We start from the raw sequence: 23956 nt of genomic DNA, 5'->3' as shown, positions 1-23956 counted from the left end.
GGCCCGGAGCTGGAAACAAGCTCCTGTTTTGTGCCGGGACGCCCCGGCGAAACCGCTGGCACCCCTTACGCGGGTGCCAGCGCCTGGTTGAGTACCGTCCGGATGCGCTTTTCCGAGACCGAGTAGGCTGTGCCAAGCTCGACGGCGAAAAGGCTCACGCGCAGCTCCTCGATCATCCAGCGCACCCGTGTTAACTCAGCTCCTGCCCGTCGGCCGGGCAACAGGGCGGAGGCGGCGTCGTCGTAGTCGTCCTCCAATGCCTGGACGACCGACATGTTCAGCCCGTCACGCTGGACATTGTTCGGAAGCTTTTCGAGGCGCTTCTCGATTCCGGCCAGATACCGCGGCAACTGGCTCAATTGGGCGTAGCCCGTCCGTGCTACAAAACCGGGGAACACGAGCTGCTCCAGTTGGCTCTTCATGTCGTTGAGCGCACTGATCAAGGCGAGGCTCGTGCTGCCCTTGAGTTGCTTCTCGATCCGCCGGGTGCTCCCCAAGATGCGTTCGACGACGGCGGTCACCGTGAAGACGGTGTCGATCAGTTCCGCACGGACCAGCTCGTACAGGGCATCGAACGCCGCCTTGTCCCAAGGAAGTTCGGCCGGAGTCAGCTTGTCGATGGCCGCCAGGACGCAGTCCGCGATCAAGGCGCTCACCGAACCATGGGGGTTCTGGCTGAACGTCAACTTCTCCGTGTTGTTCAAATGTTCCAGGACGTAACGGTCCGGGGCGGGAACCCGCAGGGCGAGCAGCCGGATCACGCCGCCGCGCATTGCCGACTCCTGCTCCGCCCGGGTCTGGAACACGCGGAACGCAACGGATTTGCCCTCATCCACGAGGGCGGGAAAACCCGTGACATCGTGCCCCTTCACAGTGCGCGTCACTTGGCGTTCGATAGCTCCGAAAGTCCACTCGGTGAGCCCGGTTTGCTCGGACAGGAAACCAGCGGCCTGCGGGGTTGCCCCGCCGCCGCCGTTTCCGCCGGGGGATCCGGCACCTCCGGCACCCGGGGCGCCCTTGGGACCGTTGGCGCGTGCCGTCGTCGCGGGTGTTGCCCCGAGGGATTCGGCTATGGCCCGGCGGGTAGCCGGGGCCAGCTGCTCCTGGAGCGCCGCCAGGTCCTTGCCTTCGTCGAGCACCTTGCCGCGGCTGTCCACTATCTTGAAGCTGACGCGCAGGTGCGCCGGAACGGCGTCCCAATTCCACGATCCCGGAGGAATGATGTGTCCCCGGATACGGCGCAGCACCAGCTCAAGGGAGGCCTCAAGATCGTCCGAGGCGGGATCGAAGTCGGTTTCCAAGGCAGCAGCGGCTTGCCGGGCCACATCCGGCGCCGGCACGAAGTTCTTACGGATGTGTTTGGGCAGCGACTTGATCAGCGCCGTGACGAGCTCCACCCGCTGGCCGGGTATCTGCCATCGGAAGGCGGCGTCGTCGAGCTGGTTGAGGAACAGCACGGGGACCTCGGCTGTGACACCGTCCGAGGGATTGGGCGGCGAGCCGGGAGCCACGGGATGGAACTCGTAGCTCAGGGGCAGCTCAAAGCCCTTGTGCAGCCAGGTTTTCGGGTAGGCGGAATCATCCAGGGCTTCGGCGTCCTCGCTGATGAGCAGCGATTGGTCGAAGTCGAGCAGGGTGGGGTCCTGCTGGCGGACTTCCTTCCACCATTTGTCGAAGTGGCGTTCGGAGACTACGTCCTTGCCGATCCTGGCGTCGTAGAACTCGAAAAGGGTGTGGTCGTCCACCAGGATGTCCCTCCGGCGCATCCGCGTCTCGAGTTCCTCGATCTCGAGGAGCAAGCTGCGGTTGCGGTGGAAGAATTTGTGGTGGGTCTTCCAGTCGCCTTCTACGAGGGCATGCCGGATGAAGAGTTCGCGGCAGAGCTCGGGGTCGATCCTGCCGTAGTTGATGCGGCGGTTCGGGATGATGGGAACTCCGTAGAGCATGACCTTCTCGTGCGCCATGACCGAGCCCGTCCGGGTGGACCAGTGGGGCTCGCTGTAGGAGCGCTTCACGAGATCCGGTGCAACTTGCTCAGCCCACAAGGGATCGAACTTCGCCGCGACCCGGGCCCAGAGCCGGCTTGTTTCAACCAACTCCGCGGCCATCACAAAAGCGGGCGACTTCTTGAACAGTGCCGAACCCGGGAAGATGGCGAAACGGCTGCCGCGTGCTCCGGCGTATTCGCGCTTGCGTTCATCCAGCATGCCGATGTGGCTCAGCAGTCCCGAGAGCAGGCTGATGTGGATTCCCTCGTTGTTGCCAACGGGGTCGGCCTCGCGCTTGTTGTCGATAGCGATGCCCAGCGGCTTGGCGAGCTGGCGCAATTGCTGGAAGAGGTCCTGCCATTCGCGGACGCGCAGGTAGTTGATGAACTCGTTCCTGCACAGCCGGCGGAACTGCGTGGAGGAGAGCTCCTGCTGCTTTTCCTGGATGTAGTTCCACAGGTTAAGGAATCCGGTGAAGTCCGAGTTCTCGTCCCGGAAGCGTGCGTGCTTCTCCGCTGCAAGCTGCTGCTTGTCGCTCGGGCGCTCTCGCGGATCCTGGATAGTCAAAGCAGCCGCCAGGATCATGACTTCCTTGACGCAGCCGCGCTTTCCGGCCTCCACAATCATTCTGCCGAGCCGGGGGTCGACCGGGAGCTGGGCCAACTTCTGCCCGACGGCGGTCAGGCCGCCGCTGGTACGCGCGTTGCCGCCGTCGATGGCTGGGGGAGCGCCGCCGTCGCCCATGCGCGCCGCGCTTAGGGCGCCGAGTTCGCGCAGCAGCGTGACGCCGTCGTTGATGGCACGGGAGTCCGGCGGCTCAACAAAGGGGAAGTTCTCGACGTCTCTGGGGCCGCGGGCAACACCCATGGCCGTCATCTGCAGGATGACCGCGGCAAGGTTGGTCCTCAGGATCTCCGGATCAGTGAACGGGGGGCGGGACTCGAAGTCTTCTTCGGAATAGAGCCGGATGGCGATACCTTCGGAGACACGCCCGCAGCGGCCGGAACGCTGGCTTGCCGATGCCTGCGAAACACGTTCAATCGGCAGCCGTTGCACCTTGGTGCGGTGCGAGTAGCGCGAGATGCGGGCCGTGCCGGTGTCGATGACGTACTTGATGCCGGGCACCGTCAGCGAAGTTTCCGCGACGTTCGTGGCAAGGATGATCCGCCGCTTGCCGCCCGGGTTGAAAACCCTGTGCTGCTCCTGCAGGCTCAAACGGGCAAACAATGGCAGGACTTCCGTGCCCGCCAACCTGCGGTTGGCTTGGATCCGGCCGTTCAGGGCTTCCGCGGCGTCGCGGATTTCGCGCTCGCCGGAGAAGAACACCAGGATGTCTCCCGGAGCCTCAAGCGCGAGCTCGTCGACGGCGTCGCACACTGCGTCGAGGGGGTCGCGGTCCTCCTCAAGCTCGTCGTCGGACGCGTCCTCATCTTCACCGGAGGCACTGCCGCCGGCCGGCTGGGACAGTGGACGATAGCGGATTTCCACCGGGTAGGTCCGGCCCGAGACTTCGATGATCGGCGCAGGTTCTTCTTCGCTGCCGAAATGCTTCGCGAAACGCTGGGGGTCGATGGTCGCGGAGGTGATAATGACCTTCAGGTCCGGCCTTTGTGGCAGGATCCGCTTGAGGTAGCCCAGGATGAAGTCGATGTTGAGGCTGCGCTCGTGTGCCTCGTCGATGATGATGGCGCTGTACTTGCGCAGCAGCTTGTCCCGCTGGATCTCGGCCAGCAGGATGCCGTCGGTCATCAGCTTGATTTTGGTAGCCCTGCTCACTTCGCCGGTGAAACGGACCTGGAAGCCCACTTCCTGCCCGATCTCCACGCCCATCTCGAAGGCGATGCGTTCGGCAACGGTACGCGCGGCAAGGCGGCGCGGCTGGGTGTGGCCGATCAGGCCCTTGTCCCCGAGGCCGAGTTCCAGGCACATTTTGGGGATCTGGGTGGTCTTGCCGGAACCGGTTTCGCCGGCGATGATGGTCACCTGGTTTGCGGCAATGGCCGCCATCAAGTCCTCGCGACGCTCGGAGACGGGCAGCTCTGCGGGGTAGGAAATATGAAGTGTCATGGCTGCTGACAGTCTACTGTGGCGGGGCGTCGCCTTGCATTGCGTGGTTCCCTGCGGCCTTTTCCAATCGCCCGGCCATGGTGCGGGCATACTCCTTGAATTCTTCCGGAGAGATGATCTCAAAGTCCATGTCCAGCGCCGCGAGGTGCGCCGCCGGTTGCGCCAGGCTGTCCCAGCCGGCGCGTAGCAGGGTGGCGTTCCCGCCGTCGTCGCTCAAGCTCGCGAGCTGCGGGCCGACGACGGCGGCCACTTCGCCGATGGGAGCATGGAGGCGCACGACGACGTCGTAGCGGTAAGGCGAGCGGGTCACGGAGCGCTGGACGTAGTCCGCGAGGTCCTTGGCCGGCAGGGGGCGCGGTACATACTTTTTCCGTTCAGCCGGTAGTGAGGCGATGCGGTCGGCACGGAACGTGCGCCAGTCTTCCCGGTCCACATCCCAAGCGACCAGGTACCAGCGCCGCCCGGTGTCCACCAGTCGGTATGGCTCCACCAAGCGTCGGCCGGAGTCGCCGTCGGCCTTGACGTAGTCGAAACTGAGTTGTCGCTTGTCCGCAATCGCAGCAGACACCACCGTGAGCTGCTGGGGGTCTACGGACGCCGCGTTGCTGGGCAGCGTGGTGACCGCGGCCTTGAGCATCGCGAACTTCGGGCGGAGACGTGCGGGCAGCACCTGCTCGAGCTTGGCCAGGGCGCGCACCGATGCTTCGCCGATGCCGGCTACGGGACCCGCCGCCACGGAGTTGAGCCCCAAGGCGACCGCGAGTGCTTCATTGTCGTCGAGCAGCAACGGCGGGAGCTGGGCCCCGGCGCCCAGCTGGTAGCCGCCGGCAATGCCCGGCGAAGCATGGATGGGGTAGCCAAGGTTCCGGAGCTTGTCGATATCGCGGCGGACGGTGCGCTCCGTGACACCCATCCGCTTGGCCAATGCCGGGCCAGTCCACTCGCGCCGGACCTGCAGCAAGGACAGCAATTGCAGCAGCCTGGCGGACGTCTGGATCATGGCATTGAATCTAGCCCACCATGCGGACAAAAGTCGTCCGTGTTGGGGGGACAGACTGTGTTTAGAAGGCGCGCAGTGTCCAGCACGAGTTGTCAGGCAGATCCCGCGAGGTCCAAGGCTCGGAACGGTCGGGGGGAAGGTGGCCGCGGCCGTCCCGAAGGACCGCTGAGATGGAAGCGGCGGCAGTGATGATGAAGACGATGAATAGCAAAACTCCGATGAACTCCATGACTCCATCGTGTTCCTGATGCACTTCAAGAAACAGTGGCAGAAACGACCCATTTAGGCAATTTCCTGCCACACTGGATCTATGTTGAAAACGGTGGCAATCATTGTTGTTCCCAACTTCTCGATCTTCGAATTCGGGACCGCCTGCGAAGTCTTTGGCATTGACCGCGCGGACCGGGGGAGTGGCGTTCCCGGTTTTGACTTCAGGGTCTGCACTCCCGTCCCTGGAGACGTGAAGATGAAGTCCGGCCTGTCGATGCATGTCGGCCTGGGACTGGAAGCTACGGCCGATGCCGACCTGGTCATCATGGCCCCGTACGGACGGGATGAGGACGTCCCGGAGTCCGTATTGGATGCGCTGCGGGCGGCGCACGCGCGCGGGGCCTGGGTCATGTCGATCTGCTCCGGGGCGTACGCGCTTGCGCGTGCTGGCCTCCTTGACGGGCGCCGCTGCACCACGCACTGGCACTATTCACAGGACTTGGCCAGCAGGTATCCGAAGATTCACGTGGACGAAAATGTGCTCTACGTCCAGGACGGAACGATCATCTCAAGTGCCGGCACTGCGGCCGGTATTGACGCCTGCCTGCATTTGGTCCGGGTGGAGTTGGGCGCCAGTGTCGCAGCAGCCATTGCCCGCGACATGGTGGTTCCGCCGCACCGCGACGGCGGCCAGGCCCAGTTCATCGACCGGCCCATGCCCACGTGCGGCTCCGTGCCCATGGAGGCATTGCTGCGCTGGATGGTGGAGAACCTCGATCGGGACCACAGTGTCAACGAACTGGCGGCCCGGCTGCACATGTCCGCCCGGACCTTCGCACGCCGGTTCCGGGCCGAAACGGGTGCCACACCGGCGGCCTGGCTCAACTCGCAACGGGTGCTCCGGGCGCAGGAACTCCTGGAAACCACGGAGCTGAACATCGACGAGGTTGCGCGCGAAGCCGGGTTCGGGCATTCCGTGCTGCTGCGGCACCACTTCGCCAAGGTCCTGGCGACGAGCCCGCAGTCGTACCGCAGGGCTTTCCGTGGCCAGTTGGCGGAGGTTGGCTAGCGGCGGAGGGTCTCCCGGCCCTCTACCTTGGCGTTCTCCACGAGGGTGTGCCATGGCCCGGTGACATCGGTCTCCGGAAGCGTGGCCCGGTGTTGACCGGCGCGGATCGAATACATGAACCGGTCGGCTTGCCCCGCAGCTTTCCCGGCTGTCTGCGCGGCCGTTTGTGCGCGGGCTTGACCGCGGGATGGCACCTGGTCCCAAGGGCAGGCCTCCACGATCGGCATCCATCGTCGCTTGTCTTCGGAAGTGGCGGCATCCACGGTCCAGACGCGTGTGATCGCGGCAACGCCACCGCTGCGCTGGACAGTGATTTTCATGTTCTGCGGCTTCCACTGCTCTGGAGGGTGCTGCTAGAGCTTTACCTTCACAGTTTCCCACGCCTTATGGACTGCGTCATGCTCGTTTGAACCGGCGCCGAAGAGCTCTTCTGCCGACGCCACTGTGGCCTTCGCGAAGCGTCCGAAGGTGCACGTGGCAGGCAGTGAGCCGCTGGTCAGCGTGTTGTACCAGATCTGTCCCGGCGCCTCCCAGGCATTGCCGCCCAGCTCCAGAGCAACAAGGGAGAACGCCCGGTTGGGGATGCCTGAGTTGATGTGGACACCACCGTTGTCGGCGGTGGTGCGGACGTACTTGTCCATGGAGTCCGGTTGCGGATCCTTGCCGAGCACGTCGTCGTCGTAGGCAGTCCCTGGTGCTTTCATGGAACGGAGCGCGGTGCCTTGGACGGCGTCGGTGAACAAGCCCTCACCGATCAGCCAGCTGGCCTCGGCAGCAGATTGCTTTTTGGCATACTGCTCCACAAGCGCACCGAAAACGTCCGACATGGACTCGTTGAGGGCTCCGGCCTGGTTCCGGTAGGCGAGGGCTGCCGTGTACTGGGTGACGCCATGGGCGAGCTCGTGCCCTATCACGCTGAGCGACTTCGTGAACCTTTGGAAGATCTCGCCGTCGCCGTCACCGAAGACCATTTGGCTGCCGTTCCAGAATGCATTGTCGTACAGCTCGCCGTAGTGGACAGTGGCATCGAGTTTCAGCCCGGCGCCGTCGATCGAATTGCGGCTGAACGCCCCTGCGTAAAGCGCGTGGGTTTCGCCCAGTCCGTCGTAGGCTTCATCGGCGGCTGCGTCGCCCGTCGCCGGACCTTTCTCCTTGCGGACGAGCTTGCCGGGCAAGGCCTCGGTGGAGCCTGCGTCGTAGATGGTCCGCTTGGGCGGACCGGGTTTCGCCTGGCGCGCCGTGGGCACAGGGACCGGCACCGGAAGCGCCCGGACCGCCTGGAGGTTCTTGATGTGCAGCAGGGATTCCTTGGCCGCGCGTGCAATCACCCGCAGGCGGGGCTCGTGCTGTGCCGCCAGCCTTCGCAGCATGTAGGGAGGAATGATGGAACAAATCACGGCTAACCCTTTCGTACCTGTTGGACGGGTACGAACAGCTTAGGAGCGGCCGCCGACTTTATCGCCGGCCCTGTGCGGCATGTCTGCGAACTACCACCGCGAGGCCTGGACGCCGTCGGATTCTGCTGGTTCATTCTCTTCGCCGAAGTTGCCGGTCCCGTGATTCCGCGGGCCCGGAATTTATCCATTCGAATGATTGAGCAGAATCCGACATCCCGGCAACGCGGCGAGCCAAAGAAAAACCCCGCCGGTTCCTTGAACTGGCGGGGTTTTCTGTTGTGCCCTCGATAGGATTCGAACCTACGGCCTTCTGCTCCGGAGGCAGACGCTCTATCCCCTGAGCTACGAGGGCATCCGGGGCTCCCGTCCGTTGCCGGAGGGACGTCCACGAGCTTAGCAGGTCACCGCGCCGCAATGGAAAACGGGTGGGGGCGGGCCGTCAGTAGCCGGCGAAAGCGTCGACATGGATTCGTCGGGCTCCGGCATGGCGGGCGGCGGAGCGAAGGGTGTCCACGTTTGCCGGGGACCCGGAGACGTACACGTCCCGCTCGGCGACATCAGGGACGAGCTCCCGCAGGGAGTCGCCGTCGATACGGCTCCGCCCGGCGTCGTGCATGAACGACGGCGGTGACGAACCGTCCGAAAGGCGGGCGATGACCCGTGCGCCGGAGGCCGCCAGGACATCGCTCCCGGCTAGTTCGGCGGCGCTGGGGGCGAGATACAACACGACAATGTCCCTTTGCTCGGAGTCGCCGGACGCGAGCTGGGAAAGGAAAGGGGCGATCCCGATTCCCGCCGCGATGAGCAGCACGGGTTTGCCGGCGTCGGGCGGTAAGACAAAGTCGCCGCCCACCGCGGTTCCACGGACGCACTCTCCAGGCTCAAGTGCGAGCAACGCGCGCTTCGCGGCCGAGACGGGTTCCGCCGTGCCGACGCCGAATGTCATCTCGGGCGAGTCCGGCGGGCTGGTGATGCTGAAGACCCGTCGCCGTCCTTTTCCGTCCGAGCGCGAGTGTGGAAGGTTGAGTTCCATGAACTGCCCCGGCAGGAAACGGACGGGCCGTCGTGGCTCAAAACGGAATTCGGTAGTGAAGGGCGTCAGGGGAAGCGAACCCTTGAACGTCAGCATGATTCCGCCCCGCTGTCCGGCCAGGAATGCGAGGAAGTTCCCGATGAGCAGCGCGAGTTCCGGCGAATTGGCGACGACGCCCGCCAGGTTGTAAGGAACCGCAAACAACAAGGCCACGACGACGGCCAGCGCCACTTGCTGCCAACGGCGGGGAGGCAGGGTGAGGGGCTCGGTGAGCATGAAGCCGACGAAAAACAGCAGCGGCTGCTGCGAGATCGGCTGCCACAAGGCCGGGCCGAAGGTCATGCCGCCCCGCAGGAGCACGGCGCACACCACCGACACCGCCACCACGAGGAAAGCGCAGGCCATGAGCACCTTCAGCGTCCGGTACAGCACCAGCAGCACGCCGGGGACCAGGAGCCACAGCATGGCCGGAGTTGCCGCCCACCACGTAGCGATATTCAAGCCCGTAAGCCCGGCGATGAAGGCGCCCGCCGCGGCGGGATTGAAAATATGCCGGCCGCGGAAGGCCAGGACGTATTTGGATGCCGAGGCGAGGACACATGCCACGGCGACTCCGGCGAGATCGAGGATCTGGACCGAGGGAATCAGCTCAGTGGGCCAGAACAGGAAGTACAACAGAAGGCCCGTAATGAGCGAGGACTCCGAATGCGGTTGGACCTTGAAGAGCATCGCCACGAGGCGGTTGGATGCGTACGTCAGACCCAGGCACAGCACGAGGTGGACCAGCATTTCAGGCAGCCCGAAGCTTATCCAGCCCAAGGCGTTCAACACCATGCTGTACGCCGCGAGCACGGCAAGCACCCAGAGGATCAGCCGGTACATCGTGAAATGGCCGAGCCAGGCATCCACACGCGCTTTGATGGCAATCATGAGAACAGTGTCCCTTCGAAGCCGGCCGAATAGGCGGCGTGTCCGTCCGAATAAACCTTGAGCCAGGAGAAATCGAATTCTCCCTCAAGCACCGTCGGGTCCACCATGAAAAGTGCCGTGGCCAGGGCGTCGGCTTCCATTGCGGTGGCGGCCATGGTCCACGTGGCCACGACCGTCTCTATCGGGCGCCCGGTCGCGCCGTCGAGGACATGATGCAGTCCGTCGCCCCACGCTCGGCGGTTGGCCGCGGAAGCGCACAGCGCCCCGTCGTGGAGTTCGACGACGCCGATCGCCTGGGTGGGGTCGTATGGGTGTTCGAGGGCCACGCCCAATGGTTCCGCTCCGGAATGGAGCATGTCGCCGCTGGCATCGACAAGGAACTCGGTGATTCCCGCTGAGTGCAGGACCGCCGCCGCAAGGTCCACCAATTGGCCCTTCCCGGCGGCACCGATGTCCAGGACCACCGGAGCGGAAGCGGAGATCTCTGTGCCGTTCCAGTCCAGGACGTCTTCCCAGCGCGGCGCCGGTATTGGATTTCCGAGCGGCGTCAGGGAATAGTCCGCCCCGTAGCCCAGGCGCTCGAGGCTGCCGCCGATGAGCGGCGTCATGGCACCGTCGCTGAGGCGGTAGAGCTTCCTGAACAGCACTCCCAGTTCGTTGGCCCCGGCCGGGAGGGTGACGGTGCCGGCTTCACGAGCAAGCGTGGCAAGCAGGGAGTCGCCCCGGAAACGCGAGTAGCTTCGGTCGTAGTCCTCCACGACGCCGAGCAGGCTGGCGCGCACCCCCTCGGGGAGTTCCTCCGGCGTCGAGATTTCCCATCCGGTCCCGATACCGTCGAAGCTGAAAACGCTCCAGCCCGTGTGCGTCATGCGGCTATTTGGCCTCGGACTTGATGGTTTCCACGGCTTTGTTGAATCCTTCGCTGGTCAGGGAGGAGCCGGCTACTTTTGAGACATTGATCTCGTCCAGTTTCTTGCCGACGACCTGCGCGGCGATGCCGTTCTTGAACTGCCCCTGGAATTCCTTGGTATTGGGGTTGTTGGCATGGACGGTGATGTCCACCGCGGAAATAGTGCCACCGGCCAAGGTCAGCTGGACGCCCACGGTCTCACCGCCGTTGGGTGAAATGTAGTCACCGTCCGCGCTGTAGGTACCGTCCTTGTACGGGCCGGAAATCGTGGAGGTCTTTTGCGGGGTGCTGCCTTGGGCCGAGGGGGCGCAAGCTGCCACCGAACTGGCCAGGGAGAGGCCGGCGGCGCCCACCAGAAGGCCCTTGCGGAGCGGCGTAGTCATGGTTCTGCTCGTTTCAACTGGACTCGAAAAGGGTCAATGCAAATTGCTACCGGGCCGTGGGCCGATCACACCTTTGACGTTGATTTCAGCCTATCCGTTCAGTCTGGGAGCTCCACTGGCCGAAGCTGAACGCCGGCTGGGTGCGCGCTGGTGCCCGCATGTGCGCATTGCTAAGCATAAGAATTCCACCAGTTGCAAGCCCCACCGGTAGGCTAGACGGGTGACTCCCGAAGAACTCTCAGCCGCCATATCCGCCTGCCTGAAAGACGCTGTCGCCGCCGGCGAGCTTGCGCTTTCCGAATCTGCCCTCCCCGAGGACGTGCGCGTGGAGCGACCCAAGAACCGGGAGCACGGCGACTGGGCCACGAACATTGCCTTGCAGCTTGCCAAGCATGCCGGGACCAACCCGCGTGAATTCGCCGCGATCCTGAGCAAGCGGCTGGAAGCGATCGACGGCGTCACCGCCGTAGAGATCGCGGGCCCGGGCTTCCTCAACATCACCGTGGATGCAGCCGCAGCCGGTGCACTGGCCAAGGTCATCGTCGAGGCGGGAAGCTCCTACGGAACCAACCAGGCGCTCGCAGGCCATGTGGTCAACATGGAATTCGTCTCGGCCAACCCCACGGGACCGCTGCACATTGGCCACACGCGTTGGGCCGCCCTGGGCGACTCCATTGCCCGCGTCCTTCGCGCCTCCGGTGCGGACGTCACCGCTGAGTACTACATCAATGACGCCGGATCGCAGATGAATGTTTTTGCGAACTCGGTACTGTCCCGCCTGCACGGACGGGGCGTTCCTGAGGGCGGCTACCCGGGTGAGTACATCCGGGAACTCGGCGACGAGGTCCTCAAGGCCCATCCGGCAATCCGCGAGCTGACCGACGAGGCAGCGCTGCCTGTGATCCGTTCCGCGGCCTACAAGGCCCAGATGAAGGACATCAAGGACACCCTGGCCGGGTTCGGTGTGGCTTTCGATGTCTTCTTCTCCGAACAGGAACTGCACGACGGCGGTGCGATCGAGTCCGCCGTTGCCCGCCTCCGGGAGCAGGGCCACGTGTTCGACGACGGCGGGGCAGTCTGGCTGCGCACCACGGACTTCGGCGATGACAAGGACCGCGTGATGATCCGTGCGAACGGCGAACCCACGTATTTCGCCGCCGACGCCGCCTATTACCTGTCGAAGAAGGACCGCGGCTTCACGGAGAAGATCTACCTGCTCGGGGCCGACCACCACGGCTACATCAACCGGCTCAAGGCGATTGCCGCCTGTGCGGGCGATGACCCCGAGGTCAACATCGAGGTCCTGATTGGACAGCTGGTCTCCGTCAACGGCGCCAAGCTGTCCAAGCGTGCCGGCAATATCATCGAGCTCAAGGACCTTATCGAGTGGCTCGGGAAGGACGCCGTGCGTTACTCGCTCGCGCGCTTCCCCGCTGATTCGCCGCTGACACTGGATCCGGAACTGCTGAAGAAGAACAGCAACGAAAACCCTGTGTTCTACGTGCAGTACGCGCATGCCCGCTCCCGGGGAACGGCACGCAACGCGATCGAGGCCGGCGTGGACCACAGCGCCTTCGACGCGTCCCTGCTGGACCACGCCACCGAGAACGAGTTGCTGTCCTACCTCGGCAGCTACCCGTCCATCGTGGCCAAGGCCGCGGAGCTTCGCGAACCGCACCGGGTGGCCCGCCACCTCGAGGTCATCGCCGGCGCCTACCACCGCTGGTACGACGCCTGCCGCGTTTCGCCGCTCGGCGACGAAGCCGTCCAGGACGTCAACCGCACGCGGCTGTGGCTCAACGACGCCACCAGCCAGGTGCTGGCCAACGGCCTTGAACTCCTCGGCGTTTCAGCTCCGGAACGGATGTGATCGGCGTGCAGCAAAGCCCCAACAACGCCGCAGCTTCACCCCTTGCCCCCGAATGGCTCGCCGTGCCGGAGGACGTGAACGCGCTTCACTCGCCGATGTGGGCCGAAGGCGTCCAGAGGAACGACGACGGCGAACTCGCCATCGACGGGGTTCCCGTCAGTGAGCTCAAGGCGCAGTTCGGTACCCCGCTCTTCGTCATGAGCGAGGGCGACTTCCGTGCCCGGGCCCGCTCCTTCAAGGATGCCTTTGATACAGCCTTCGACGACATCTGCGGGGGAGTGGACGTCTACTACGCCGGAAAGTCCTTCTTGTGCACTGCCGTGGCCAGCTGGGTGGCCGAGGAAGGCCTGCGCCTGGACACGTGCTCAGGAGGCGAGCTCGCCGTCGCGGCCCGCGCCGGCATCGACGGCGCCAATTTGGGGCTGCACGGCAACAACAAGTCCGACGCCGAGATCAACCGGGCGCTGGACATGAAGCTTGGACGCATCGTGGTGGATAGCCTCGATGAGCTTGAGCGGCTTGCCAAGATTGCCTCCGGCCGCGGCGAGACGGCGAAGGTCATGCTGCGGCTGACTCCCGGCGTCCACGCCCACACCCACGAATTCATCGCCACGGCCCACGAGGACCAAAAATTCGGTCTCTCAATGGCTGGGGATACCACTGAGTCAGCCGGTCTCTCGGCCGCCGAAGAAGCCGTCGCTGCGGCCACCTCGTACCCCAATGTGGAACTCCTGGGCCTGCACTGCCACATCGGTTCCCAGATCTTCGAGCCCGACGGCTTCGCCCTGGCAGCCGAGAAGCTGTTGGGATTCCTCGCCGCGATGCAGGCGAAGTACTCCATCGTCTTGCCGGAACTGGACCTGGGAGGCGGCTACGGCATTGCCTACACGCCCGTGGACACCCCCCGCCCGCCGGCCGAAATCGCGCAGGCGATGGCCGCCGTCGTACGCTCCAAGTGCGCTGAGCTGGGCATCACCTCGCCGCGCATTTCGATTGAACCGGGCCGCGCAATCGTGGGCACCAGCACCTTCACCTTGTACGAGGTCGGCACGCTGAAAACCGTTCGAGTGGATGCGCCTGTCGATGCCGAGGGCAAGGAAAACGTTACGTTCCCCCGCCGCTATGTGTCGGTGGACGGCGGCATGAGCGACAACGCCCGTCCGGTGCTGTACGACGCGGATTATTCGGCCATTCTCGCCTCGCGGACGTCGGACGCTGCCCCGCAACTGTCCCGAGTAGTGGGCAAACATTGCGAGAGCGGCGACATAGTTGTTAGAGATGTATATCTGCCCGAAGACGTGGCAGCCGGTGATCTGCTCGCTGTACCGGGAACCGGCGCTTACTGCTGGGCCCTCTCAAGCAACTACAACTATCTGGCCAGGCCTGGCGTTGTCGCTGTGCGCAATGGATCCGCCCGGCTGATCGTCCGCGGGGAAACCGAAGAAGATCTCTTGAACCGCGACATGGGAGTGGCGAATGTCTGAAGTGCGAACCCTGAAGGTGGCCCTGCTGGGCTGTGGCAACGTGGGAGCCCAGGTAGCGCGGATTCTCCTTGACGACGCCGACGCACTTGCGGCCCGCACCGGCGCACGCTTGCAGCTGTCCGGCATCGCCGTGCGGAACATTGATTCAGAGCGCGACGTCGAACTGCCGCGCGAACTGTTCACCACCGACGCCGATACCTTGGTCAAGGACGCCGACCTGGTGATCGAACTTATGGGCGGCATCGAGCCCGCCCGTTCGCTCATCCTGACCGCCATGCAGAACGGCGCTTGCGTCGTGACCGGCAACAAGGCACTCCTGGCACAGGATGGTCCAACGCTCTACGAAGAGGCCGACAAGGCCGGCGTCCAGCTCTCCTATGAGGCCGCCGTCGCCGGAGCCATTCCGATCCTGCGCCCCATCCGCGACAGCCTCTCCGGCGACCGCATCACCCGGGTCCTGGGCATCGTCAACGGCACCACCAACTTCATCCTCGACCAAATGGACAGCACTGGTGCACAGTTCGCCGACGCGCTGGCCGAAGCCCAAAGGCTCGGATACGCGGAGGCCGACCCGACGGCCGACGTCGAAGGCCATGACGCCGCGGCCAAGGCCGCCATCCTCGCGTCGTTGTCCTTCCACACGCGCTTCGCCCTCGAAGACGTCTACTGCGAAGGCATCACCAAGGTGAGCGCAGCGGACATCGCTGCCGCGAAAGAAGCAGGCTTCGTCATCAAGCTGCTGGCGATCGCTGAGAAGATCGACAACCCGAACGGCGAGGGCGGCATTTCAGTCCGCGTCCATCCCACCCTCCTGCCTCGCGAACACCCTCTTGCAGCCGTTCGCGGTGCGTTCAATGCAGTCTTCATCGAAGCCGAAAATGCCGGGCAGCTCATGTTCTACGGCCAGGGCGCCGGCGGAACCCCGACGGCGTCGGCTGTCCTGGGCGACCTCGTCTCGGCGGCCCGCCGGGTGGTGCTTGGCGGTCCCGGTCGTACCGAGACCACAACGGGCTACGTGCCCGCGCTGTCTATCGATGCCTCGACCACGAGCTACTACATCGGCCTCGACGTTGCCGACCAGGCCGGCGTGCTGGCCCGGATCACCCACATCTTTGCCGAGCACGGCGTATCGATTGAAATCATGCGCCAGACGATCCACCGCGACGCCGCCTCCAAGGTCGAGTCTGCCGAGCTGAAGATCGTCACCCACCGCGCATCCGAAGCCGCACTCGCGGCAACCGTCGAGGCCGTCAAGGGCCTGGACGTCATCAATTCTGTGACATCCGTCCTGCGGGTAGAAGGGGTCTAAGTGGCTCACCAATGGCGCGGAGTAATCCGCGAATACGCTGATCGTTTGCCTGTAACGGAAGCCACGAAGGTCATTACCCTCGGCGAGGGCGGAACCCCGCTCGTCCTCGCGCAGAAGCTCTCCGAACTCACCGGATCCACTGTGTACCTGAAGGTGGAGGGCATGAACCCCACCGGGTCCTTCAAGGACCGCGGCATGACGATGGCCATGACTGCGGCAGTCGAAGCAGGCGCCAAGGCGGTTGTCTGCGCTTCCACCGGCAACACCTCGGCCTCCGCCGCCGCCTACGCCACGGCCGCCGGGCTGAAGTGCGCCGTGCTGGTCCCCGAAGGCAAGATCTCCATGGGCAAGCTCAGCCAGGCGATCGCGCACGGCGCTACGCTCCTGCAGGTGGACGGCAACTTCGACAACTGCCTGGACATCGCCCGCAAACTCGGCGAGTCCTACCCGGTGTTCCTCGTGAACTCCGTCAACCCGGCGCGCATCCAGGGCCAGAAGACCGGTGCCTTCGAAATCGTCGACGCCCTCGGAGACGCTCCGGACATCCACGTCCTTCCGGTGGGCAACGCGGGCAACATCAGCGCGTACTGGAAGGGCTACAAGGAGTACTCCGCGCCCTTCGAGTCCGCAACCGCCGGCACCCTTCCCGCCGTCTCCACCAAGACGCCGGCCATGTGGGGATTCCAGGCAGCAGGCGCGGCACCGTTCGTGGCGGGCCACCCCATCACCGAACCGGACACGATCGCCACGGCTATCCGCATCGGCAACCCTGCATCCTGGGACACGGCCATCGCTGCACGCGATGAATCCGGCGGCTTCATTGACGCGGTGACCGACGAGGAGATCCTCGACGCCCACCGCTGGCTCTCCGCCAAAGAAGGCGTCTTCGTGGAACCCGGTTCCGCGGCAGGCGTTGCCGGCCTCATCAAGAAGCACGCTGCGGGCGAGGTTCCCACCGGCAAGACGATTGTCATCACCGTCACCGGACACGGACTCAAAGACCCGCAGTGGGCCCTCCGCACCGAAGACGGCAGCGAGGTCCAGCCGGTCAAGGTGCCGAACGACGTCGTGACCGTGGCATCCGAACTGGGACTGGAAGAAAACTAAGAGTGGAAACCACGCAGCCCACCGCGACGGGCCTAAAGCTTGTCGCGGCAGGCCAGCAGCTGACCGTCAGGGTCCCGGGTACCAGCGCCAACCTGGGCCCCGGCTATGACAGCCTCGGCCTGGCATTGTCGATCTACGACACCCTGACTGTCGAAACACTCACCACCGGAGAGCTCGAGTTCGAGCTCTCCGGTGAGGGAGCCGACACCCTCCCGCGCGATGCCAGCCACCTCGTCGTGCGCGCCCTCAACACGGCCTTGGAACGACTCGGTTTCCGGCACAGCGGTCTCAAGATCACCGCGGACAACGTCAACCCGCACGGCCGCGGACTTGGCTCCTCGGCCTCGGCAGTGGTCGCCGCCGTTACCGCGGCCAACGCCTTGGTGCCCGAATCCGCCCGGCGTGACCGCGAATGGATCCTGCAACTCACCAGCGAGATGGAAGGGCACCCGGACAACGTCGCACCCGCGATTTTCGGCGGACTGGCCCTGTCATGGCAGGACAGCGAGCAGTACAGCAGCACCCGTGTAGAGGTGGTCCCGTCCGTTATCCCGATCGTGGCCGTGCCTGACTACGAACTGTCCACCGAGACTGCCCGCGGTTTGCTACCTGCTTCCATCGGCCACCATGCAGCAGCCATGAACTCAGGACGCGCTGCGCTCCTGATCCACGCATTGACGGCCGACCCGCGTTTCCTGCTTCCCGGAACTGAGGACTACCTGCACCAGAGCTACCGTGCAGAGGCAATGCGGCCAAGTGCGGCGCTGATCAAGGCATTGCGGTCTTCGGGCCATGCAGCTGTCGTTTCGGGAGCGGGACCCACAGTTCTGGCATTGGCCAACGGCGCGGACGAAGCCGGGGCGATTGCCGAAATGATCACCACGTTCACCGCGGACAACACTCCGGACGTTGCCTGGCGCGTGATGACACTGGCAGTGGACGTTGAAGGTGCTAGAGTGGACTTGCACCGGCGGTAGAACCGCGGGCAGTTCCCTGACATTGGATCCCGGCTTAACGCCGTTCCCGTCTCCTACTGTGTCGAAGTCTGCCGGTGTCGTCTCCTTATCGGCCTGTCGCAGGTGCCACAGAACCCTTTCTGTTACCCGAACCGTCAGCCCGCGCCCCGCCCGCCGGAGCATCGAAGACGTATTAGTATCCGGCCCTGCTGAAACTAAACCGGCAAGACCGAAATCACGGCTGCAGATCTGAACTGCAGTCCAGAACAAATCATCGCGTCCAGCTCTAGGTCTGGACGCCGTCGAGGGGGAAGGATCCTTCGTGACAGAAACCACTGAGCTGGCTTCAGCTGTGGACACAACATCTTCTGCAGCTGAATCAACGGCCGCAACCGCTAAGAGCAGCGGCCTTGCAGGCCTCAAGCTCGCGCAGCTCCAGGCTCTCGCCAGTCAGCTGGGCATTTCGGGCGGATCCCGGATGCGCAAGGGGGACTTGGTCTCGGCTATCTCAGCCCACCGCGCTGGTGCAACCACGAGCAAGGCTCCTACCGCGGCCAAGGCCGTGGCAGCAAAAGCCGCGCCTGCAGCGCCGGAAGCTGAGACCGCTGCCGCACCTGCCGCAGCATCCACCGAAGCTCCTGCGCAGGATGGCACCCGGGCACGTGGCCGTGGCCGAAGCCGTCGCGCCACGAGCGATGGTGTAGTTGCCGCCGCGGAAACCGCGGAGGCTCCCGTCGTCGCCGTCGAGGCTCCTGCCGCTCCCGTCGCCGAAGCAAGCGAGGCCGCCGGCGAACGCCGCCAGCCGCGCACGCGGAACCGTCGTCGTGGCGAGGCCGCTCCTGCGGAGGCCGGTGAAGCCGGTGAAACCCGCGCTGCCGAGCAGCCCCAGGCAGAACAGCCCCGTGTAGAACAGCGCCAGGCAGAACAGCCCCGTGTAGAGCAGCGTCAGCCCGAGCAGCGCCAGGCCGAGCAGCGCCAGGCCGAGCAGCGCCAGGCCGAGCAGCGCCAGGCCGAGCAGCGTCAGTCACAGCCGCGCCAGGGCGAGCAGGCCTCGGTCGAAGCCGGCGAACCCGGTCAGCGCGAACGCCGCGACAACACCCGTACGCGTCGCGAAGACACGAACGAGGGCGATGACACCGGCAACCGCCGTAATCGTCGCAACCGCCGCGACCGCAACGACCGCCAGGGTCCGCAGGACAACCGTGACAACCGCGATGGAAACACCCGCAGCGACCGTTTCCGCGACCGCAACGAACGCCGTCGCGGCCGCGGCCAGGGTCCGGACGTCGACGACGTCGAGGTCACCGAGGACGACGTCCTGCTGCCGGTTGCCGGCATCCTGGATGTACTCGAGAACTACGCGTTCATCCGCACCTCGGGTTACCTGCCCGGTGCCAACGACGTGTACGTGTCCCTCGCCCAGGTCAAGAAATACAACCTGCGCAAGGGTGACGCCGTCGTCGGCGCAATCCGCGCCCCGCGTGACGGCGAGGACCGCAGCCAGCAGACCGCGCGCCAGAAGTTCAACGCGCTCGTCCGCGTCACGTCGGTCAACGGCAAGACGCCGGAAGAGCTCAAGGACCGCGTCGAATTCGCCAAGCTCGTCCCGCTGTACCCGTCCGAGCGCCTGCGCCTCGAAACGGATCCCAAGAAGATCGGCCCGCGCGTCATCGACCTCGTGGCCCCGATCGGCAAGGGCCAGCGCGGCTTGATCGTCTCCCCGCCCAAGGCCGGCAAGACGCTCATCCTGCAGTCCATCGCCAACGCGATCACCACCAACAACCCTGAGGTCCACCTCATGATGGTGCTGGTCGACGAACGTCCCGAAGAAGTCACGGACATGCAGCGCACCGTCAAGGGCGAGGTCATTGCCTCCACCTTCGACCGTCCCGCCGATGACCACACCACGGTTGCCGAGCTTTCCATCGAGCGCGCCAAGCGCCTCGTGGAAATGGGCATGGACGTGGTGGTCCTCCTGGACTCCATGACCCGCCTGGGCCGCGCCTACAACCTGGCAGCGCCGGCCTCCGGCCGCATCCTGTCCGGTGGCGTCGACTCCGCCGCGCTCTACCCGCCGAAGCGCTTCTTCGGTGCTGCGCGCAACATCGAAAACGGCGGCTCGCTGACCATCCTGGCAACCGCGCTCGTGGAGACCGGTTCCAAGATGGACGAAGTCATCTTCGAAGAGTTCAAGGGCACGGGCAACATGGAGCTCCGCCTGTCCCGCCAGCTGGCGGACAAGCGCATCTTCCCGGCCGTGGACGTCAACGCTTCGGGTACCCGTCGCGAAGAGAACCTGCTTTCGGCCGAAGAGGTCAAGATCATGTGGAAGCTGCGCCGCGTCCTTTCCGGACTCGAGACCCAGCAGAGCCTTGAACTCCTGACCAACAAGATCCGGGAGACCGGGAGCAACGTCGAGTTCCTCATGCAGGTTCAGAAGACGACTCTTGGAGCCAAGTCGGATAACGACAAATAGCTGTTTTAGGGGCGGGTGCTGGTTCGTTCGTGCGGTTTGTGCCGCGCGGATGTTCCGCCCCCGCCCCTTCTCGTTGCAACGCGGGGTCAGATACGGCCCATCCGGACCCTCGGAATGGGCCGCAAGTGACCCCGCGTTGCAGTTATTAGACTTGTAGAAGTCGAAAGAGGTTTTGAAATGTTTGAGTCCGTACAGGGATTGCTTGATGAGCATGCTGCTATCCAGGCGCAGTTGAGTGATCCTGCTGTTTATGCCGACCAGGCCATGGCCCGCAAGTTGGGGCGGCGGTCTGCCCAGTTGCAGGGCATCGTGGAGGCGTACAACCGTTGGCACGGGCTCATGGACGATCTTGAGGCGGCCAAGGAAATGGCTTCCGAGGACGCCGAATTTGCTGCCGAGGTAGACGAAATCGAGGCGAAGCTTCCGGCAGCCCAGGAGAAATTGCGCCGGTTGCTGATTCCGCGCGATCCCGACGACGCCCGCAACGTCATTCTTGAGGTCAAAGGCGGCGAAGGCGGCGACGAAGCTGCGCTCTTCGCCGGAGACCTGCTGCGCATGTACATGCGTTATGCGGAGTCGCGCGGCTGGAAGACCGAGCTCATCTCGGCCACGGAATCGGACCTGGGCGGCTACAAGGACGTCCAGATGGCGGTCAAGGGCAACTCGAACGATCCCGCGGAGGGCGTCTATGCCCGCTTGAAGTTCGAAGGCGGCGTGCACCGCGTCCAGCGTGTTCCCGTCACCGAGTCGCAGGGCCGCATCCACACGTCCGCGGCCGGTGTGCTCGTGCTCCCGGAAGTGGATGAGCCCGAAGAGCTCGAAATCAACCAGAACGACCTCAAGATCGACGTCTACAGGTCCTCTGGTCCTGGCGGCCAGTCCGTCAACACCACGGACTCGGCAGTCCGCATCACCCACCTGCCTACGGGCATCGTGGTGGCCATGCAGAACGAAAAATCCCAGCTCCAGAACCGTGAAGCCGGCATGCGCGTCCTCCGTGCCCGTATCCTGGCCCACCAGCAGGAGCAGATCGACGCCGAGAACTCGGCCCAGCGCAAGTCGCAGATCCGCACCATGGACCGTTCCGAGCGCATCCGCACGTACAATTTCCCGGAAAACCGGATTGCCGACCACCGTACCGGCTACAAGGCCTACAACCTCGACGCCGTCATGAACGGCGACCTGGAACCGGTCATCCAATCGGCCATCGAGATGGATGAACAGTCGCGCCTGGATGCCCTGGGCGAGTAACAGCCTGCAAGGATCTTCATGACGCTCTTTCCGGGCCAAAGCCTCGCCGACGCCGTCCGCGAGGCAACAGCCATCCTGTCCGACGCCGGAGTCCCCACTCCGCGCGTGGACGCGGAACTCCTCGCGGAACATCTCCTGGGTGTCGGCCTCGGCCGCCTGCGAGCCATGCTGCTTGGTGATTCCGCCGCCCCGGATGGCTACGCGGACCTGGTGGCCGAGCGGGCACAGCGCGTTCCGCTCCAGCACATCACCGGCGTCGCGCACTTCCGCTACCTCACGCTCGCCGTGGGCCCGGGCGTGTTCATTCCGCGGCCGGAAACGGAATCCGTGGTCCAACTCGTTATCGACCACCTCCAGGGACTCAATCACCCCAAAGTGGTTGATCTTGGCACCGGCTCCGGCGCCATTGCTGCTTCGATCGCCCACGAAGTGCCCGGGGCCGAGGTCCACGCCGTCGAGTTCAGCACGTTCGCCCATGCCTGGGCCACCAAGAACCTGAAGCCCCTCGGGGTGAAGCTCGTGCAGGGCGACCTCCGCAACGCCTTGCCCGAACACGACGGAACTTTCGACGTCGTCGTTTCCAATCCGCCGTACATCCCCGCTGAAGCAATCCCGAACGAACCTGAAGTGGCACTGCACGATCCGCCGGAGGCGCTATACGGCGGGGGAGCAGACGGCATGGAGCTGCCGACGGCGGCCGCCGCCTCGGCTGCCCGGCTCCTCAAGGGCGGCGGCTTCTTCGTGATGGAGCACGCCGAGGTGCAGGCAGGGTGGATTTCCGCACATCTAAAGACTGCCGGCTGCTGGACGCAGGTCACCACCCACCTCGATCTCAACGGCAAGGAACGTGCCACGAGCGCAGTGTTGGCAATCGCTGCCTCCGGGAAATGAAAGAATAGCGCTGTGACCACAAGCTACAACTGCACGTCAGAGGAACAACGCGCCGAAGGCCTGGAGCATGCGCAGCGCGCCATCAGCGAGAAAAAGTGTGTCGTCATGCCGACGGACACCGTCTACGGCATTGCCGCCGACGCGTTCTCGCCGCAGGCCGTGACCATGCTGCTTGTCTCGAAGGGCCGTGGCCGCCATATGCCGCCCCCCGTGCTGATCCCGCGGCTCAATGCGCTGGACGGGCTGGCAACCGATGTATCGGAAGAAGCCCGCAAACTGGCAGAAGCCTTCTGGCCCGGCGGCCTGACGCTGATCTTCCACGCCCAGCCGTCTCTGGATTGGGACCTGGGGGAGACCCGCGGAACCGTGGCCCTGCGGATGCCCGACGACGAAATTGCGCTCGAACTGCTCAACCGCACCGGCCCGCTGGCGGTGTCCTCGGCCAATCGCACCGGTCAAGCGGCCGCGCAGACAGCCGCCGAGGCGCGGACCCAGCTTGCTGAATCGGTCGAAGTGTACCTTGAAGGCGGTTTCCGGCCCGTCGAGGGAACCGAGTCCGTAGCGTCCACGATTGTCGACGCCACCACCTTGCCGCTCCGCGTGGTCCGCGATGGTGCGATTTCCCTGGAACGCCTCCGCGGGGTTGTTCCAGGGGTGCTTGCCTTGGGAGAAACCGCGCCAGAACCGGCGTCGGAGACTGAAACCGCGGCTGTGACTGAAACCGCGCCTGAAGCGGCCGCGGAACCGGAGACGGCCCCGGACGATCAGGCCGAGACCCCTGTTCGCACGGAGACCCCTGTTCGCACGGAGACCAGGACCGAATGAGCCTGGTCCGGGATCGTGTTCCCCTTCTGGACGTAGACGTCACGGCACTATGCGCCGACGAACTTATCGGGGCCATCAGCGGGTACGTTTCGGATGGCACCACCAAGGTTGTCCTCGGGCATAATCTGCACAGCGTCACGTTGTTTCATTCGAGCCCGGACTTCCGCAGTCTCTATGAACGCAGCGATGTGGTGCTGATGGACGGTGCGCCTGTTGCCATGCTCTGGGGACTTGGTCGCCGCGGAGGTTCACGAGGCGATGCCGCGGGGTTGATGGAATACCGTTTGGGATCCACTGACTGGGTGCCGGCGCTCGGCGGCGTCGAAGGACTGCGCCGGATCGCCGTCGTCGGCGCCGGCCCCGAGGCCAACAGCAAGACGGTGGATCGCCTCCGCGAGATCGTGCCTGGCGCCGAGGTCTCCGGGCTGCCCGGTGAGAATTGGGACGATGCCAGCGAAGAGGCCGTCGTCGCCTGGCTCGCGGAATTCCGTCCGCAGCTAGTGCTTCTTGGCCTTGGAATGCCGTTGCAGGAATCGGTCCTGCACCGCCGCCTCGACGAGCTTCCGCCTGCCGTCTACTGCGCAGTCGGCGGCGCCATTGAGCAACTGGCGGGGCTCCAGAAGCTCGCTCCACGCTGGCTGGGCCGCCTCGGGCTCGAATGGGCCTGGCGGCTCGTCCTGCATCCGGGACGCGTCGCCTACCGGGTCTTCGGTGAGCCCTGGGTGCTCCTCGGCCTGCTGGTCCGCCGTCGGCTCTCCTTCAAGAACCGCAAGGCAGGAACAACACGCCGCGCCCGGTAG

General features: G+C 64.8%; 19 protein-coding genes and 1 tRNA gene. 11 read left to right on the top strand and 9 right to left on the bottom strand.

Annotated elements, in window-relative coordinates; genetic code table 11:
• Positions 1 to 65: 65 nt before the first annotated feature.
• The 3 genes from hrpA to ABH924_RS00350 form a co-directional block, all read right to left on the bottom strand.
• Complete coding sequence (gene hrpA / locus ABH924_RS00360; protein WP_404496049.1) at positions 66 to 4055, bottom strand: ATP-dependent RNA helicase HrpA; 3990 nt, start codon at positions 4053 to 4055, stop codon at positions 66 to 68.
• A gap of 13 nt (positions 4056 to 4068) precedes the next feature.
• A complete protein-coding gene (locus tag ABH924_RS00355; RefSeq protein ID WP_234747908.1) occupies positions 4069 to 5055 on the bottom strand; it encodes a YafY family protein in 987 nt (328 codons plus the stop codon).
• A 61-nt stretch (positions 5056 to 5116) separates the two neighbouring features.
• A complete protein-coding gene (locus tag ABH924_RS00350; protein ID WP_404496047.1) occupies positions 5117 to 5284 on the bottom strand; it encodes a hypothetical protein in 168 nt (55 codons plus the stop codon).
• An 81-nt stretch (positions 5285 to 5365) separates the two neighbouring features.
• Between ABH924_RS00350 and ABH924_RS00345 the strand changes: the two genes are divergently transcribed.
• Positions 5366 to 6334, top strand: coding sequence for a GlxA family transcriptional regulator (locus tag ABH924_RS00345; protein ID WP_404496045.1), 969 nt, complete (start codon positions 5366 to 5368; stop codon positions 6332 to 6334).
• Here the strand turns inward: ABH924_RS00345 and ABH924_RS00340 are convergent.
• The 6 genes from ABH924_RS00340 to ABH924_RS00315 form a co-directional block, all read right to left on the bottom strand.
• A complete protein-coding gene (locus tag ABH924_RS00340; protein ID WP_404496043.1) occupies positions 6331 to 6654 on the bottom strand; it encodes a protealysin inhibitor emfourin in 324 nt (107 codons plus the stop codon). The genes ABH924_RS00345 and ABH924_RS00340 overlap by 4 nt on opposite strands.
• A gap of 33 nt (positions 6655 to 6687) precedes the next feature.
• Complete coding sequence (locus tag ABH924_RS00335; protein ID WP_404496041.1) at positions 6688 to 7704, bottom strand: M4 family metallopeptidase; 1017 nt, start codon at positions 7702 to 7704, stop codon at positions 6688 to 6690.
• 306 nt (positions 7705 to 8010) lie between these two features.
• A tRNA-Arg gene (locus ABH924_RS00330) sits at positions 8011 to 8083 on the bottom strand.
• Positions 8084 to 8170: 87 nt separating this feature from the next.
• Positions 8171 to 9694 (bottom strand): FAD-dependent oxidoreductase, encoded by a 1524-nt coding sequence (locus ABH924_RS00325; protein ID WP_404496039.1) that lies wholly within the window; start codon positions 9692 to 9694, stop codon positions 8171 to 8173.
• Positions 9691 to 10563 carry an FAD:protein FMN transferase gene (locus ABH924_RS00320; protein WP_404496037.1) on the bottom strand — a complete coding sequence of 291 codons (873 nt, stop codon included), beginning with the start codon at positions 10561 to 10563 and terminating at the stop codon, positions 9691 to 9693. Before ABH924_RS00320 ends, ABH924_RS00325 begins: the two co-directional genes overlap by 4 nt.
• A 4-nt stretch (positions 10564 to 10567) precedes the next feature.
• Positions 10568 to 10987, bottom strand: a complete 420-nt coding sequence (locus ABH924_RS00315; protein ID WP_284984702.1) for an FMN-binding protein — start codon at positions 10985 to 10987, stop codon at positions 10568 to 10570.
• A gap of 220 nt (positions 10988 to 11207) precedes the next feature.
• Between ABH924_RS00315 and argS the strand changes: the two genes are divergently transcribed.
• The 10 genes from argS (at position 11208) to ABH924_RS00265 (ending at position 23956) form a co-directional block, all read left to right on the top strand.
• On the top strand, positions 11208 to 12857 hold the full coding sequence (argS, locus tag ABH924_RS00310; protein ID WP_404496035.1) for an arginine--tRNA ligase: 1650 nt from the start codon (positions 11208 to 11210) through the stop codon (positions 12855 to 12857).
• Positions 12858 to 12862: 5 nt separating this feature from the next.
• Complete coding sequence (gene lysA / locus ABH924_RS00305; protein WP_404496034.1) at positions 12863 to 14341, top strand: diaminopimelate decarboxylase; 1479 nt, start codon at positions 12863 to 12865, stop codon at positions 14339 to 14341.
• Positions 14334 to 15650 (top strand): homoserine dehydrogenase, encoded by a 1317-nt coding sequence (locus ABH924_RS00300; protein WP_234747891.1) that lies wholly within the window; start codon positions 14334 to 14336, stop codon positions 15648 to 15650. Before lysA ends, ABH924_RS00300 begins: the two co-directional genes overlap by 8 nt.
• On the top strand, positions 15651 to 16757 hold the full coding sequence (gene thrC, locus ABH924_RS00295) for a threonine synthase (RefSeq protein WP_234747889.1): 1107 nt from the start codon (positions 15651 to 15653) through the stop codon (positions 16755 to 16757).
• 2 nt (positions 16758 to 16759) lie between these two features.
• Entirely contained in the window at positions 16760 to 17734 is a 975-nt protein-coding gene (thrB, locus tag ABH924_RS00290) for a homoserine kinase (RefSeq protein WP_404496031.1), read from the top strand.
• A 301-nt stretch (positions 17735 to 18035) separates the two neighbouring features.
• Positions 18036 to 20189 (top strand): transcription termination factor Rho, encoded by a 2154-nt coding sequence (rho, locus tag ABH924_RS00285; RefSeq protein ID WP_404496029.1) that lies wholly within the window; start codon positions 18036 to 18038, stop codon positions 20187 to 20189.
• A gap of 177 nt (positions 20190 to 20366) precedes the next feature.
• Entirely contained in the window at positions 20367 to 21440 is a 1074-nt protein-coding gene (prfA, locus tag ABH924_RS00280) for a peptide chain release factor 1 (protein WP_234747883.1), read from the top strand.
• 18 nt (positions 21441 to 21458) lie between these two features.
• A complete protein-coding gene (gene prmC, locus ABH924_RS00275) occupies positions 21459 to 22331 on the top strand; it encodes a peptide chain release factor N(5)-glutamine methyltransferase (RefSeq protein WP_404496026.1) in 873 nt (290 codons plus the stop codon).
• A gap of 12 nt (positions 22332 to 22343) precedes the next feature.
• Entirely contained in the window at positions 22344 to 23156 is an 813-nt protein-coding gene (locus tag ABH924_RS00270; RefSeq protein WP_404496024.1) for an L-threonylcarbamoyladenylate synthase, read from the top strand.
• On the top strand, positions 23153 to 23956 hold the full coding sequence (locus ABH924_RS00265; RefSeq protein WP_404496022.1) for a WecB/TagA/CpsF family glycosyltransferase: 804 nt from the start codon (positions 23153 to 23155) through the stop codon (positions 23954 to 23956). Before ABH924_RS00270 ends, ABH924_RS00265 begins: the two co-directional genes overlap by 4 nt.

Origin of the sequence: Arthrobacter sp. GAS37, assembly GCF_044908325.1 — a bacterium.
GTDB lineage: Bacteria > Actinomycetota > Actinomycetes > Actinomycetales > Micrococcaceae > Arthrobacter > Arthrobacter ramosus.
The sequence above is the reverse complement of the archived record's forward strand: the minus strand, read 5'-3'. Positions and strand labels throughout refer to the sequence as shown.

Excerpts from the sequence above, each read along its gene's own strand:
- ABH924_RS00355 (WP_234747908.1), bottom strand. The coding sequence starts at position 5,055 with ATGATCCAGACGTCCGCCAGGCTGCTGCAATTGCTGTCCTTGCTGCAG.
- ABH924_RS00265 (WP_404496022.1), top strand. The coding sequence starts at position 23,153 with ATGAGCCTGGTCCGGGATCGTGTTCCCCTTCTGGACGTAGACGTCACG.
- ABH924_RS00340 (WP_404496043.1), bottom strand. The coding sequence starts at position 6,654 with ATGAAAATCACTGTCCAGCGCAGCGGTGGCGTTGCCGCGATCACACGC.
- ABH924_RS00300 (WP_234747891.1), top strand. The coding sequence starts at position 14,334 with ATGTCTGAAGTGCGAACCCTGAAGGTGGCCCTGCTGGGCTGTGGCAAC.
- prmC (WP_404496026.1), top strand. The coding sequence starts at position 21,459 with ATGACGCTCTTTCCGGGCCAAAGCCTCGCCGACGCCGTCCGCGAGGCA.
- ABH924_RS00325 (WP_404496039.1), bottom strand. The coding sequence starts at position 9,694 with ATGATTGCCATCAAAGCGCGTGTGGATGCCTGGCTCGGCCATTTCACG.
- ABH924_RS00315 (WP_284984702.1), bottom strand. The coding sequence starts at position 10,987 with ATGACTACGCCGCTCCGCAAGGGCCTTCTGGTGGGCGCCGCCGGCCTC.
- ABH924_RS00345 (WP_404496045.1), top strand. The coding sequence starts at position 5,366 with ATGTTGAAAACGGTGGCAATCATTGTTGTTCCCAACTTCTCGATCTTC.
- prfA (WP_234747883.1), top strand. The coding sequence starts at position 20,367 with ATGTTTGAGTCCGTACAGGGATTGCTTGATGAGCATGCTGCTATCCAG.
- ABH924_RS00350 (WP_404496047.1), bottom strand. The coding sequence starts at position 5,284 with ATGGAGTTCATCGGAGTTTTGCTATTCATCGTCTTCATCATCACTGCC.
- ABH924_RS00320 (WP_404496037.1), bottom strand. The coding sequence starts at position 10,563 with ATGACGCACACGGGCTGGAGCGTTTTCAGCTTCGACGGTATCGGGACC.
- hrpA (WP_404496049.1), bottom strand. The coding sequence starts at position 4,055 with ATGACACTTCATATTTCCTACCCCGCAGAGCTGCCCGTCTCCGAGCGT.
- ABH924_RS00335 (WP_404496041.1), bottom strand. The coding sequence starts at position 7,704 with ATGCTGCGAAGGCTGGCGGCACAGCACGAGCCCCGCCTGCGGGTGATT.